The 12,549-nt window shown below is 52.2% G+C and carries 15 protein-coding genes; 8 read left to right on the top strand and 7 right to left on the bottom strand.

Features of this window, described 5'->3' with window-relative positions; all coding sequences use genetic code 11:
* Positions 1-57 precede the first annotated feature (57 nt).
* From MKX63_RS15600 to MKX63_RS15615, 5 genes are all read right to left on the bottom strand, one after another.
* Positions 58-231: a sporulation histidine kinase inhibitor Sda gene (locus MKX63_RS15600; RefSeq protein ID WP_341018149.1), complete on the bottom strand. Its 174-nt coding sequence runs from the start codon at positions 229-231 to the stop codon at positions 58-60.
* Positions 232-472: 241 nt separating this feature from the next.
* A complete protein-coding gene (locus tag MKX63_RS15605; protein WP_341018150.1) occupies positions 473-808 on the bottom strand; it encodes a LytTR family DNA-binding domain-containing protein in 336 nt (111 codons plus the stop codon).
* Between the two features lie 21 nt (positions 809-829).
* Positions 830-949, bottom strand: a complete 120-nt coding sequence (locus tag MKX63_RS15610) for a cyclic lactone autoinducer peptide (protein WP_341018152.1) — start codon at positions 947-949, stop codon at positions 830-832.
* The gene (locus MKX63_RS32575) at positions 946-1,527 is read right to left on the bottom strand and encodes an accessory gene regulator B family protein (protein WP_445323503.1); all 582 of its coding nucleotides are present in this window, start codon (positions 1,525-1,527) and stop codon (positions 946-948) included. The genes MKX63_RS15610 and MKX63_RS32575 overlap by 4 nt, the downstream gene beginning before the upstream one ends.
* On the bottom strand, positions 1,451-2,119 hold the full coding sequence (locus MKX63_RS15615) for a hypothetical protein (protein ID WP_341018153.1): 669 nt from the start codon (positions 2,117-2,119) through the stop codon (positions 1,451-1,453). The genes MKX63_RS32575 and MKX63_RS15615 overlap by 77 nt, the downstream gene beginning before the upstream one ends.
* 137 nt (positions 2,120-2,256) lie before the next feature.
* On the opposite strand from MKX63_RS15615, the gene MKX63_RS15620 reads away from it, so the two are divergent.
* Positions 2,257-2,775, top strand: coding sequence for a DinB family protein (locus tag MKX63_RS15620; protein WP_341018156.1), 519 nt, complete (start codon positions 2,257-2,259; stop codon positions 2,773-2,775).
* Positions 2,776-2,790: 15 nt separating this feature from the next.
* A complete protein-coding gene (locus MKX63_RS15625) occupies positions 2,791-3,045 on the top strand; it encodes a hypothetical protein (protein WP_341018158.1) in 255 nt (84 codons plus the stop codon).
* 72 nt (positions 3,046-3,117) lie between these two features.
* Here the strand turns inward: MKX63_RS15625 and MKX63_RS15630 are convergent, their stop codons facing one another.
* The gene (locus tag MKX63_RS15630) at positions 3,118-3,687 is read right to left on the bottom strand and encodes a thymidine kinase (protein ID WP_341018160.1); all 570 of its coding nucleotides are present in this window, start codon (positions 3,685-3,687) and stop codon (positions 3,118-3,120) included.
* A 182-nt stretch (positions 3,688-3,869) separates the two neighbouring features.
* On the opposite strand from MKX63_RS15630, the gene MKX63_RS15635 reads away from it, so the two are divergent.
* The 3 genes from MKX63_RS15635 to MKX63_RS15645 are packed head-to-tail and all read left to right on the top strand — an operon-like array spanning position 3,870 to position 7,668.
* On the top strand, positions 3,870-4,079 hold the full coding sequence (locus MKX63_RS15635) for a hypothetical protein (RefSeq protein WP_340752771.1): 210 nt from the start codon (positions 3,870-3,872) through the stop codon (positions 4,077-4,079).
* Positions 4,080-4,097: 18 nt separating this feature from the next.
* Positions 4,098-5,840, top strand: coding sequence for an ABC transporter ATP-binding protein (locus tag MKX63_RS15640; RefSeq protein ID WP_341018162.1), 1,743 nt, complete (start codon positions 4,098-4,100; stop codon positions 5,838-5,840).
* The gene (locus MKX63_RS15645; RefSeq protein ID WP_341018164.1) at positions 5,821-7,668 is read left to right on the top strand and encodes an ABC transporter ATP-binding protein; all 1,848 of its coding nucleotides are present in this window, start codon (positions 5,821-5,823) and stop codon (positions 7,666-7,668) included. The genes MKX63_RS15640 and MKX63_RS15645 overlap by 20 nt, the downstream gene beginning before the upstream one ends.
* Positions 7,669-8,159: 491 nt before the next feature.
* On the opposite strand, the gene MKX63_RS15650 is transcribed toward MKX63_RS15645, so the two are convergent.
* Positions 8,160-8,465, bottom strand: coding sequence for a DUF2627 domain-containing protein (locus MKX63_RS15650; RefSeq protein WP_341018166.1), 306 nt, complete (start codon positions 8,463-8,465; stop codon positions 8,160-8,162).
* A 174-nt stretch (positions 8,466-8,639) separates the two neighbouring features.
* Here MKX63_RS15650 and lpdA point away from each other — a divergent pair, with 174 nt between their 5' ends.
* The 3 genes from lpdA to MKX63_RS15665 all read left to right on the top strand — a co-directional run bounded on the left by lpdA (position 8,640) and on the right by MKX63_RS15665 (position 12,478).
* Positions 8,640-10,061, top strand: coding sequence for a dihydrolipoyl dehydrogenase (gene lpdA, locus MKX63_RS15655; protein WP_341018168.1), 1,422 nt, complete (start codon positions 8,640-8,642; stop codon positions 10,059-10,061).
* A gap of 395 nt (positions 10,062-10,456) precedes the next feature.
* The gene (locus MKX63_RS15660) at positions 10,457-11,488 is read left to right on the top strand and encodes a thiamine pyrophosphate-dependent dehydrogenase E1 component subunit alpha (RefSeq protein ID WP_341018170.1); all 1,032 of its coding nucleotides are present in this window, start codon (positions 10,457-10,459) and stop codon (positions 11,486-11,488) included.
* Between the two features lie 3 nt (positions 11,489-11,491).
* Positions 11,492-12,478, top strand: a complete 987-nt coding sequence (locus tag MKX63_RS15665) for an alpha-ketoacid dehydrogenase subunit beta (protein ID WP_341018171.1) — start codon at positions 11,492-11,494, stop codon at positions 12,476-12,478.
* The last annotated feature ends 71 nt before the right edge of the window (positions 12,479-12,549 follow it).

Genomic DNA, 12,549 nt, shown 5'->3' on the forward strand with positions numbered 1-12,549 from the left:
GGAGGATGGTTTTTTGGCGTCTCTGCCAGGTATATCTTATGGATGGAGCATCGCACTCTAATGATGTTGGGCACCTGAGAGGTTCCTTGTGATGAGAACATTCCTGATAATCTGAATAAAATCCGGTGAAGCCTTGGCTTCCAGCGCCAAATCGTAGATGTTTATTAATTGTTCGTCAGACAATAGCTCAAGTGATGAGGGGCGCGGAGAAGGATGAAAGTAAGTTTCCATTGTATTCCTCCATCATGATTGAGAGTGGTGGGAAAGAAAGATAATCACGATATTAATGTTAGACTTCTAGGTAAATGGTACCATCTGGAATATAATCCGTCTGCTGGCATTCGCCCTCTGAATTTTTCTTTACATAAGTTGGATAATATGTGATAATGATTGAATTTGATTTTATTAGCCGTAGATGATTACAAAAAAAGCAGCGACCCTCTTTTTGGAGGATCGCTGCTTTCTTTACATTCTATGACGGTGATTCGTTCTTCTGCGAAGCCAGAAATCTGCGGACACGTGGTTCATTGGATTCAGATACCGTTGCAAATTGTTCCCCTTGATTGAACAGAACAATCTTCCGTTCCGGATCATAACCGTCAATATTGCCAATGTTGACTACATTGCTGCGGTCAAGACGTTCAAAGCCCATGCCTCCGTAAGCTGCATACAAATCGGAAAGAGTGGTAGGGAGAACAAATTCGCCTTCTTTCGTATGGACGAATATCGTATTCTTGTGGTTAGAGAAATACAATATCTCCTCCTCCCGGATACTGCGGGAAGAGCCGTCGTTTAGTAAGACACGCATGTACTCCCCATCCTTATGTAATTACTTGCGTAATTCTTTTGGTGCTTCCGGGCTGTGAATCATCGGCTTCATAATTGAAACAAAGAAACGGGCAGATCCGGCAAGAACGGCTGAAGCCTGTTTAGCTAGTGCTTTTTTCACTGTGTTCTCCTCCTTATCCAAGGGATGATTGTTAATGATTGGATCAGAAACGCTAATCCGATTACAGTTGAGTGCAGAAAGAAATTGGATAACACAATTGCTATAGAAACCAACTTCAATAAAGGATATATCGAAGCAGGGATTCTCGCATTCTTGTCCGGGTTCGGAGCGAAAGTAATGATTATGATCAAACTAAGTATATTAGCAAACCAGAGTGCTGAATTCGATAAAGTAACGAATGTCGGCAAAGTAGTACTTAATAAGGTTGTGACTATGTTACATGCTAAGGCTGTTTTCAGATGAAAGCCGCCGGAGCTGAGCCGTAGAGCGCAAAAGAATAAAAGAAAAATTAAACAATCTGTAAAGCTGCCTAATGTAAGTCCTATTATGGCCGTGAAAACTATAATTATTAGTGTATTAATAATAATGCCCAGCGAATACTGCATGACCTCAATGGAATGGGTCTCCTCAGGGTTAGCATTCTTGATGCTAACGGCAATTTTATAAGCTAATGAATTCATCTTGGGTTCGATCCTTTTTGTAGGAATGATACAGGTAAGCATACAGAAGAATAGCATTTATTACAGGTATCAAGAAGAAAAATTGAGAGTATTTTTGTGTTAAAATCATCATTAGTATTACTAAGAATATGGAAGGTGCACTTAAAAGAAAAATGTTAATTTCACGATTTGCTATCGTGACTTTAACGTTTTGTTTATCAGGAACAAAATCAAAACCTTTTCTATATTTACCAATATAAAAACCGATTACGCTTGTTAATAGAACAGAAATAGATTGTAGAACATAAACGCTTATTGCCGTAAATGGAGGTTTAACCGAATATAAAAATGTTGAATTTATAATAAAATAACACGTGGATTGAATGAGCATATATGATAAATAGGCTAAGCCAGTCATTATGGCAGCATAGAAAACATGGATCCTGAATAAAAGCCAAAAAAAGCAGAAGGTTAACAGATACTGGATGAAAACATCTGTGAGCACCATTTTATAATCAATACGAAGGGCGTAAGATACAAACGCCATAATCGTGCCTGCGAACACTATTTCCACTGGATAAATATCAATCTTAAAAACTTTGAAAGCCAAATAAAACATTGCGTATGTTTCTAAAATAGAAAACACCATATAAAGCACAAAATCCAGCATGCTTACACTCCCGGGAAATAGATTAACAAATCTGTAATCCTGGTGATATTATACATAATAGGCTAAGATACAACAACAGGTTTTGACACAATCCGGCAAATATTTCTTAAAAATTGGATTGGAGAGGGGTTTTTACCATGAATCAGCGTCCTGCGCAAGGAGAGTACACCGAATTTCAGTCCAGATATATTACATTGGTGCCGCCCGAAGGAGAACTTAGCGTCATTCTAAGAGAGCAGACTCAGGAGGTGCTGGCTTTGCTTGGCGGGCTGACAGAGGAGCAAGGAGCCTACCGCTATGCCCCCGGGAAGTGGAGTATTAAGGAAATGCTAGGGCATCTGACGGATAATGACCGCATTATGTCTTACCGGTTGCTGTGTTTTGCAAGGGGGGAGCAGGCGCCGTTGCCCGGCTATGAGGAGAATGATTATGCGGCTGCCGGGGCGTTCGACCGTTTCACGCTGCAGGAGATGATTGCGCACTACCGGATCGTCCGGGAGTCCACTTTGGCGCTGGCAGATAGTCTTGCGGAGGATGTCTATGCCCGTACAGGGAATTTTGGCGGGATTGCCATGTCTGTGCGTGCGCAGCTCTGTCTGATCATCGGACATGAGCGGCATCATCTGCGGATTCTTAATGAACGTTATCTGAACTAAAGGGAGGTGACGCATGTGGGCTTTCTTAGAGGCATCTGGCATTTCTTTGTCCCTCGTGAGCGCACATTAGTGTACACTACTTTCGATCAGGGGCAATATTTCCGGGTCAAAAGCCGCCTTGCGGCAGCAGGTATCCCGCACCGTTCGCGGATTAACGGCGGGATGAGAGAGACAACACGGCGTGCTAACTTCGGCGGAAAGGCTACGGTACAGCATGAACTGTTCGTCCGCAAGGAGGATGAGCATAAGGCGCTTCAAGCGATTCAATAGACGGGAGAACAAACAACGCATTCCGGCCGGATCAGGGCTGGAGTGCGTTTTAATGTTGTATATTAGGGTATTTTACAATGGAGGATTCTTGTGGCATTTACGGCAGACCGGGTAATAGGCTTCATTGCCGCCGATCTGGATCTGTTTGCCGCTGTATACCGGCTTGCCGTTCTCGACCCGCAGTGCCATAGTAGCTTTCCGTGCGCAGAACCAGCAGATGGTCTTCATTTCTTCAATCTTGTCGGCGTAGATCAGCATATATTTGCTGCCTTCGAACAGATTGTTCTGGAAATCGTTTTTGAGGCCGAAGGCCATCACCGGAATGTCCAGCTCATCCACAATGCGCACCAGCTGCAGGATGCAGTCCTTGCTCAGGAACTGGCACTCGTCGATCAGCACACAGTGGGGCTTTGGCAGACTATTTTTGACGATGCTGTACATATCTGTATGCTCATCAATCGGAATGGCCTGCTTGCGCAGTCCGATCCGGGAGGAGATGTATCCCACTTCATCCCGGTTATCCAGGGAAGGTGTGAAGAGGAGCACCGACTTGCCCTGCTCTTCATAATTATGGGCAACCTTGAGAATCTCAATGGATTTACCGCTGTTCATAGCTCCATATCTGAAAAATAATTGTGCCACGTCCATCTATCCTTTCACTGTTCAGCTAATCTGCTACACGACCAAAAAATCGACCTTACTAGAGTATCATACTCGGGGCCGGAGTAGCCAGTGCAAACATTGTTTCCGCCCGGGATGTGCTATAATGAACGCAATTGTGTCTTCAGCAGGAGAATATAGTGAACAGAAGGGAAGTTAGTCAGATGACAGAGAAATTGGAGCAATACAAGGAACGGATCAATGCACTGCGGGAGAAGGGGGAGCTTATCCCGGGTACGGAGAATTTACTGGAAGACATGCTGGCCGAGCTCACTGAGCTGAACCGCAGCAACAAGGCACTGCGCCGGGTCATTCTGAAGTCGGGACAGGGCTCTGCCATGTCTACCCGCTTGCGGGATGCGCTCTACGAATAAGCAAATGGGGTATTTTCGATGAAGCTAATGTTGACTTTTCTAAAAAAATACTGGGTCGCCGCCATTGCCGCGCTGGTCATGATGCTGATTGAGCTGGCCGTGGAGCTGTCGCAGCCGCTGCTGATCTCCAAAATCATTGATGACGGTATCCGGCAACAGGACACGGCTGTCGTCTGGCTGTGGGGCGGTGTGCTGGTAGGGAGTGCCGCTGTGGCCTTTGTGGCGGGAATACTCAGCTCCTTTTTTGCGTCGCATGCCAGTCAGGGGTTCGCGTTTGACCTGCGTGACAAGCTATATGAAAAGGTACAGTCGTTCTCTTACGATATTTTTAGCCGCTTTCCCACTTCGTCCCTGATCACCCGCCTTACCGGCGATGTAACACAAATTCAGGATACGATATTCATGGGGCTGCGGTTCATGACCCGTATTCCGCTGGTTGTGATCGGAAGCGTGATTATGGCGCTTGTTGTACATATCAAGCTGGGGCTGCTGCTGACCGTGACCCTGCCGTTTTTGGTGATATTTATGATCTGGCTGATGCGTAGAGCATCCGAGCTGTTCCGCAAGGTGCAGAGCCGGCTTGACGACGTGAATGGTGTTATTCAGGAGAATCTGACCGGAATCCGGCTGATTCGTGTCTTTGTACGGATGGGCCATGAGATCGGTCGGTTCGCAACGTTCAGCGGAGAGCTGATGAGATCGACGGTTGCTGCGCTGAGGCTCACCGAGACCTCAACGCCGTTCATTATGATTATTGTCAATGCCGGGATTCTGGCTGTGCTATGGTTTGGGCGGATAGAGATCTCTACAGGGGATGCGACACTGGGGCAGACGGTTGCTGTCATTAACTACTCGCTGCGGACGATGGGAGCGCTGTCAGCGTTATCCTGGATCATGGTCAGCTTCTCCCGCGCACGGGCGTCTTCGGGACGGGTCGCTGAAGTAATGGCGGCAAGCGAAGGTCCGGGCGAGCTGGGCATGACTTCTGGAGAAGGCCTAGTGTCTGCGGTTCAGGGCAAGGTGGAATTTCAGCAGGTCAGCTTCAGTTATCCAGGCAGTGACATTAAGGTGCTGGAGGACATCTCCTTCACGGTGCAGCCGGGTGAACGTGTGGCGATTATGGGCGCGACCGGCTCAGGCAAATCCTCTCTGGTAACGCTAATTCCCCGGCTGTATGAATGCGGCAGCGGGAGCATCCTGGTGGACGGACAGAAGCATACGGAGATGGATATGCAGACCTTGCGGGGCTCGATTGGCTATGTACCGCAGGAGGTTCTCCTGTTCACCGGCTCGATCCGGGAGAATATAGCCTGGGGAAATGCAGCGGCGAGTCAGGCAGAGATTGAGCATGCAGCGGCGGCAGCGCAGATTCATGACACGGTTGCAGCGCTGCCGCAGGGCTACGATACTGCCCTCGGGCAACGCGGAGTCAATCTGTCGGGCGGGCAGAAGCAGCGTTTGAGCATTGCGCGGGCGCTGGTGCGCAGACCGGCGATTCTGATTCTGGATGACAGCACCAGTGCGCTTGATGCGGTGACGGAGGGGCTTTTGCTGGCGGAGTTGAAGAAGCTGTCCTGCACGACCTTCCTGATCACACAAAAAATCAGCTCTACCGCCTCGGCGGATCTGATTCTGCTGCTGGACGAGGGCCGGCTGATTGCGCAGGGGACCCATTCTGAACTAATGGACCAATCTGCGCTGTACCGCATAATCTATCAATCGCAGACAGAGGAGGCGCAGCATGTTCAAAGCACTCATTGAGCCGTTCCGCTATCCGAAGCTGGATGTAGGCCACGGCGAAGCCAAGATCTTCGGGGCGATGGGCAGCCGGAAGCCGAAGGCGAAGGCCAAGAACTGGTCAGGCACATTAGGACGCATATGGACTTATCTCGCCGAACGCCGGACCAAGCTGATCTTAGTGCTGTTCATGGTTCTGCTAAGCTCAGCTTTGTCCCTTCTTGGACCTTACCTGATCAGCCGGGCAGTGGACGATTATCTGGGCGGAGAGGGCGGCAGAACGTGGGGCGTCTTCCTGCTGGTGCTGGCGCTCGTCTACCTGCTGAATTCTCTGGTCTCCTGGCTGCAAAATGTCTGGATGATCGAAGTGGCCCAGGAGACGGTCTACCGGATGCGGACCGATCTGTTCTCGCACCTGCACCGCCTGCCGATCCCCTTCTTCAACCGCAGGCAGCAGGGGGAGATTATGAGCCGTCTGACCAATGATATTGAGAATATCAGCTCGACGCTGAATAGCTCGGCGATTCAGATCTTTTCCAGTATTCTGACGCTGGTGGGTACGGTGGGTGTCATGCTGTGGCTCAGCCCGCTGCTGACGCTGCTGACCTTCATTGTGGTGCCGCTGATGATGCTGGGCATGCGCTGGATTACCCGGCGGACCGGCCCGCTCTTCAAGGAGCGGCAGCGGAACATGGGGGAGCTGAACGGGTTCATCGAAGAGACCCTGTCCGGGCAGCGGATTATCAAAGCCTTCTCGCAGGAGGAGCGGGTAATTACCGGCTTCAGAGAGCGTAATAGACGGATTATGCTGTCGGGGTATTGGGCGCAATCGATTTCGGGCTTCATTCCCAAGCTGATGAATGGACTGAACAATCTGAGCTTTGCCATCGTGGCCGGGGTCGGGGGGCTGCTGGCGATCCGCGGGCTGGTGACGGTGGGGATTATTATCGCTTTTGCCGAATATGCGCGCCAGTTCACCCGGCCGCTGAATGATCTGGCGAACCAGTGGAACACCCTGCTGTCGGCTATCGCGGGTGCGGAGCGTGTCTTCGAGGTATTGGATGAGGAGACGGAGGCCCGGGATGAAGGCGCGGCGGTGAAGCTGGAGCATGTGGAGGGAGCCGTGAAATTCACGGACGTGGCCTTCTCCTATGAAGGTGGCGCCGATACGCTCCAGGGAATTACGTTCGAGGCGAAGCCCGGAGAGATGATTGCGCTGGTCGGACCTACCGGTGCCGGCAAAACGACGCTGATCGGCCTGCTGTCCCGCTTCTACGACCCAAGCCGTGGCAGCATTACGCTGGACGGGCGGGAGCTGTCAACGGTCACCCGTGAAAGTCTGCGCAGCCACATGGCCTTCGTCCTCCAGGACTCCTTCCTGTTCAAAGGTACGATCCGCGATAATATCCGCTACGGCCGGCTGGATGCCACGGATGAAGAGGTGGAGGAGGCTGCGAAGCTGGCCAATGCCCATGCCTTCATCATGAGACTTCAGGACGGCTACGACCGGATGCTGTCTGTGGACGGTAGCGGCATCAGCCAGGGGCAGAAGCAACTCTTGGCTATTGCCCGGGCAATTTTGGCGAATCCGTCCATGCTGGTGCTGGATGAGGCGACGAGCAGCATCGATACGGTGACCGAGATCAAGATTCAAGAAGGGCTCCAGGCGCTGATGCGCGGCCGGACCAGCTTCGTCATCGCTCACCGGCTGGGCACAATCCGCGCGGCTGACCGCATCCTGGTGCTGGAAGGCGGCCGCCTGCTTCAGCAGGGCTCGCATGAGGAGCTGCTGAAGCAGGGCGGCCTTTACAGCGAGCTGGTGCGGGGGAGTAAGGAAGAGGCTGGGGAGTGAATGAGCGCTGAGTAGAGAGAGCGGGCGTGTGCTGGAGCTTTTGCAGGAATGTTTGACGGACCGGATGAAGGAAGAAAGCACGTGTGGAGTCCGATGAAGGAAGGCGGTTCATATATAGGCTGATGAGGAAGGTACGCTGGCGGTTAAAATGCGCTGTAGATGGGATTCAATTGCCATTCGAGTAAGCTGATTGTAGTTTGTGCAACAGAAAACCGGATTCGCAGCGGAAAAGCTCAGTCTGTTGTATTTGGTACATTAGATTTTGTCAGCTTGGGGCTAATAGCGGGTTTGAGCGAAATTCTGTTGTACAAAGTACAATAGCTTCTGATTTCTGCCGGATATGGCTCTATTCTGCTGTACATTGTGCAATTGCTCTATGCGTAACGTGTACAGCAGGTAACTAATATTGGGTAGGATCTGTTACCAACAAGGGGATGCCTCAGCAGCCGGTTCGTTCATGGCTTGAGGCATCCCCTGTTTCAAGTATAGGATTACGAGCGTGCTTCGGAGGACGGGGGCTGCTGCGCTTGCTGCTTCTCCCGGAAGCGGGGGCCTACGTAGTTCTTTTTGCGGTCACGGGTCAGAATCCAGCCGCCGAGGAAGGTCATTCCTGCCAGGAATAAAAGCAGCCCGCCGCCGAAATGCAGCCACGCAAATTCGGGAATAGCAGTCTCATCGCCATGCATGGCGAAATAATTGAACAGATCATCTTTCATCATCAGGAAGCCCGTCATCGCTAGCAGGCCGGGAATGACCAGGATCAGTATGGCAATGAAGCGTGATATCAGCAGTTTCATAACGGTAACACACCCTCCTCTTCGCAGCCGCTTAGATTTCAACCATATGATAACGCTTCATTCCATAAAAGTCTACGGATATATGATGTTTGTAAGTTTTGTATTACTCCCGAAAGAGAGTACAATATAAGAGATTGAACTGAATTCAAGAGGAATGACTGGAGGATACATATCATGACAATGACCTGTGATGTAGCGATACTTGGCGGTGGCACCGGCGGTTATGTAGCAGCGATCCGCGCTGCACAGCTGGGCAAGTCTGTTATCGTTATTGAAATGGACAAGCTGGGCGGAACCTGTCTGCACCGCGGCTGTATTCCCAGCAAATCACTGCTGCGCAGTGCAGAGGTATTGGCTGAAATCAACGAGAGCGAGAGCTACGGTATAGAGACTACGGGCACCAAGCTGGTATTCCCCAAAGTGCAACAGCGCAAGGAAGCGGTGGTGGAGCAGCTTCATCAGGGGGTACAGTATCTGATGCGCAAGCATAAGATTCAGGTGGTAAAGGGCAAAGGCCGGATCATCGGCCCGTCGATCTTCTCCCCGCGCAGCGGCGCTGTGGCCGTGGAGCTGGAGGATGGCGAGATGGAGACCGTGGTCTCTACGAATCTCATCATCGCTACCGGCTCGCGTCCGCGCGTTCTGCCGGGTCTGGTGCCTGACGGTAAGGTGATTCTGAGCAGTGAAGAAGCGCTGACGCTTGAGGAGTTGCCGGCCTCAATACTTATTGTGGGCGGCGGGGTAATCGGAGTGGAGTGGGCATCAATGCTGGCTGATTTTGGCGTACAGGTGACTGTAGTTGAGGCTGCCGGACAACTGCTGCCGCAGGAGGATGAAGAGGTGGCCCGCGAGCTGCTGCGCCTGCTGAAGAAGCGCGGAGTCCGGGTGCTCACCGGAACAACGGTGGATGCCGAGACCTGCATAGTGTCGGAGACAGGGATTACGATTGAAGCCCGCAAGGGGGAGCAGAGCCAGAGTCTGTCGGCTGATAAGCTGCTCGTATCCGTAGGACGCGTAGCGAATATTGAGAATCTTGGACTTGAAAATACAGATATCCGCTTCGACACAGGTGTCATTGCGGTAAATGCCAATATGCAGACGGGTGAACCGCATATCTATGCGATTGGCGATTGTATCGGCGGACTGCAGCTGGCTCATGCTGCCAGCCATGAAGGCATCCGTGCCGTCAACCATCTGGCCGGTGAAGCGCTCCATCCGTATGAAGCCCATCTGGTTCCGCGCTGTGTCTATACACGGCCGGAAGTGGCAAGTGTCGGATACACGGAGAAGGAAGCGAAGCAGCTCGGCCGTGAGACGGTGACCGGGAAGTTCCCGTTCTCCGCCATCGGCAAAGCTATTGTCTACGGCATGAAGGACGGCTTCGTGAAGGTGGTGGCTGACGCGAAGAACGGGGATATCCTCGGCGTGCAGATGATCGGCCCGCATGTTACTGATCTGATCGGCGAAGCGGCGCTGGCGCAGATTCTGGATGCCACACCTTGGGAGGTCGGGGAGGCTGTACATGCTCATCCGACACTGTCGGAGGTTCTGGGCGAGGCGATGCTGGCAGTGGATGGAAGAGCAATCGGATTCTAGCGTGCGATAGAGAGCTTAACAAGAAGGCCGGAGGGAGCGGAAGGCGCGTACTGCGCTGGGTATCGCTCCATACCGGCTATATTTGTTCAAATATAAGAATTTTGTAAATTGCATACAATATCGTATCCTTCTATTTCTCGCTGAAACGGTACCGTCCTTTAATAGGACGGCAAAGCCGTTTCCACTAGGGTTTCAGAATCTCCGCTTGGCGGAGGGATTTTGGCTTTTCTTTTTGCCGGAAAAACGATTATAATGAATTTAGTACCTGGTGATAGGATCAGGGCGCATATATTAATATTAAAGTCAATCCGCCTGGCGGACGCGTCCTGAACCGGTTAGAGATAGCGGGGGCTGGAAGCTGGCGCCGGCAATACTTTCAAGGAGGTACCTCTTATATGGAATCCCAAGGTACTGTAGACACCGTTAACAGACATAAGCAGCTTGGACTCACAGACGGCCAGGTTATCGATATGTACAGATTCATGCAGCTGGGACGGAAATATGATGAACGCAGTCTGTTGTTACAGCGTGCGGGCAAGATCAATTTCCATGTATCCGGCATCGGGCAGGAGGCGGCACAGGTCGCGGCGGCATTTGCACTGGACCGGGAGAACGACTATTTCCTTCCTTATTACCGGGATTATGCTTTTGTTCTCTCTGTCGGAATGACCACGCGCGAGCTGATGCTGTCCGTCTTCGCCAAGGCGGAAGATCCGAACAGCGGCGGCCGGCAGATGCCGGGCCACTTCGGGCACAAGCGCCTGCGGATTGTAACGGGCTCAAGCCCGGTCACGACCCAGGTTCCGCATGCTGCGGGCTTCGCGCTGGCGGCGAAGATGCAGAAGAAGAGGTTCGTCTCCTTCGTCACCTTCGGGGAAGGCTCCAGCAACCAGGGGGATTTCCATGAAGCGTGTAACTTTGCCGGTGTGAATAAGCTGCCGATGATTATTTTTTGCCAGAACAATCAGTATGCAATCTCGATTCCGGCCCACAAGCAGCTTGGCGGCAAGGTCAGTGACCGTGCGCTGGGCTACGGATTCCCGGGTGTCCGGGTGGACGGCAATGATCCGCTTGAGGTGTACCGCGTGGTGAAGGAAGCCCGCGAACGCGCGCTGGCCGGAGAAGGCCCGACCCTGATTGAAGCGATGATGTACCGTCTGTCGCCGCACTCCACTTCGGATAACGATCTGGCTTACCGGACGCAGGAGGAAGTCGATGAGAACTGGAAAAAAGACGGCATCGCCGCGTTCCGCACCTATCTGACCGGACTCGGTCTATGGAGTGACGAGCAGGAGCGTGATCTGGCTGCCGAATATAATCTTGAACTGAAAGAAGCTATAACCTACGCGGAGAATGCGCCGTTCCCGAAACCGGAAGATACGCTGCTGCATGTCTACGATGAATCCGGCCTGAAGGGGGGCGCTTAAGCCATGGCGATGATGGAATATATCGATGCAATCCGGCTGGCGATGAAGGAAGAGATGGAACGTGACGAGTCGGTGTTCGTGCTTGGTGAGGATGTCGGCGTGAAGGGAGGCGTCTTCACAACGACCAAAGGCTTGCAGGAGCAGTTCGGCGCAGAACGGGTGCTGGACACACCGCTTGCGGAATCTGCCATTGCAGGGGTGGCTATCGGTGCTGCGATGTACGGTATGAAGCCGATTGCCGAGATGCAGTACTCGGATTTCATGCTGCCCGCAACGAACCAGATTATCAGCGAAGCAGCCAAAATCCGCTACCGTTCCAATAATGACTGGAACTGTCCGGTTGTTATCCGCGCGCCGATCGGCGGCGGCATCTTCGGCGGGCTGTACCATTCGCAGTGCCCGGAGTCGATCTTCTTCGGCACGCCGGGACTTAAGATTGTGGCCCCTTATTCGGCTGCAGATGCGAAGGGACTGCTCAAGGCGGCTGTCCGTGATCCAGATCCGGTGCTGTTCTTCGAGAACAAGAAATGCTACAAGCTGATCAAGGGCGATGTGCCGGAAGGCGACTACACCGTGCCGATTGGTGAAGCGAATCTGCTGCGTGAAGGCAGCGATATTACGGTGATCGGGTATAGCCTGCCGCTGCATTTTGCGATGCAGGCAGCGGAGGAGCTGGAGAAGGAGCATGGCGTTACCGCACATATCCTCGATCTGCGCACCCTGCAGCCGCTGGACCGTGAGGCGATCATCGCTGCGGTACGTCAGACCGGCAAGGTGCTGATTGTCCATGAGGACAACAAGACCGGAGGTATCGGCGCTGAAGTGGCGGCGATTATCGCCGAGCATTGTCTCTTCGACCTCGATGCCCCAATCTTCCGCCTGTGCGGACCCGATGTTCCGGCGATGCCGATCTCACCGCCGATGGAAAAATTCTTCCTGCTCAGCAAGGATAAGGTTAAGGCTGAGATGCTGCGTCTGGCGGAGTATTAATATATAAGTGGAACAGGCGGGATGAGTAAGTTGAAACTGCCTGTGTCAACATTGAGCGATAATGTTGCAGA

The organism is Paenibacillus sp. FSL R7-0179 (assembly GCF_038002265.1).
GTDB lineage: Bacteria > Bacillota > Bacilli > Paenibacillales > Paenibacillaceae > Paenibacillus_AQ.

Excerpts from the sequence above, each read along its gene's own strand:
- MKX63_RS15600 (WP_341018149.1), bottom strand. The coding sequence starts at position 231 with ATGGAAACTTACTTTCATCCTTCTCCGCGCCCCTCATCACTTGAGCTA.
- MKX63_RS15605 (WP_341018150.1), bottom strand. The coding sequence starts at position 808 with ATGCGTGTCTTACTAAACGACGGCTCTTCCCGCAGTATCCGGGAGGAG.
- MKX63_RS32575 (WP_445323503.1), bottom strand. The coding sequence starts at position 1,527 with ATGCTATTCTTCTGTATGCTTACCTGTATCATTCCTACAAAAAGGATC.
- MKX63_RS15615 (WP_341018153.1), bottom strand. The coding sequence starts at position 2,119 with ATGCTGGATTTTGTGCTTTATATGGTGTTTTCTATTTTAGAAACATAC.
- MKX63_RS15620 (WP_341018156.1), top strand. The coding sequence starts at position 2,257 with ATGAATCAGCGTCCTGCGCAAGGAGAGTACACCGAATTTCAGTCCAGA.
- MKX63_RS15635 (WP_340752771.1), top strand. The coding sequence starts at position 3,870 with ATGACAGAGAAATTGGAGCAATACAAGGAACGGATCAATGCACTGCGG.
- MKX63_RS15640 (WP_341018162.1), top strand. The coding sequence starts at position 4,098 with ATGAAGCTAATGTTGACTTTTCTAAAAAAATACTGGGTCGCCGCCATT.
- MKX63_RS15645 (WP_341018164.1), top strand. The coding sequence starts at position 5,821 with ATGTTCAAAGCACTCATTGAGCCGTTCCGCTATCCGAAGCTGGATGTA.
- MKX63_RS15650 (WP_341018166.1), bottom strand. The coding sequence starts at position 8,465 with ATGAAACTGCTGATATCACGCTTCATTGCCATACTGATCCTGGTCATT.
- lpdA (WP_341018168.1), top strand. The coding sequence starts at position 8,640 with ATGACAATGACCTGTGATGTAGCGATACTTGGCGGTGGCACCGGCGGT.
- MKX63_RS15660 (WP_341018170.1), top strand. The coding sequence starts at position 10,457 with ATGGAATCCCAAGGTACTGTAGACACCGTTAACAGACATAAGCAGCTT.
- MKX63_RS15665 (WP_341018171.1), top strand. The coding sequence starts at position 11,492 with ATGGCGATGATGGAATATATCGATGCAATCCGGCTGGCGATGAAGGAA.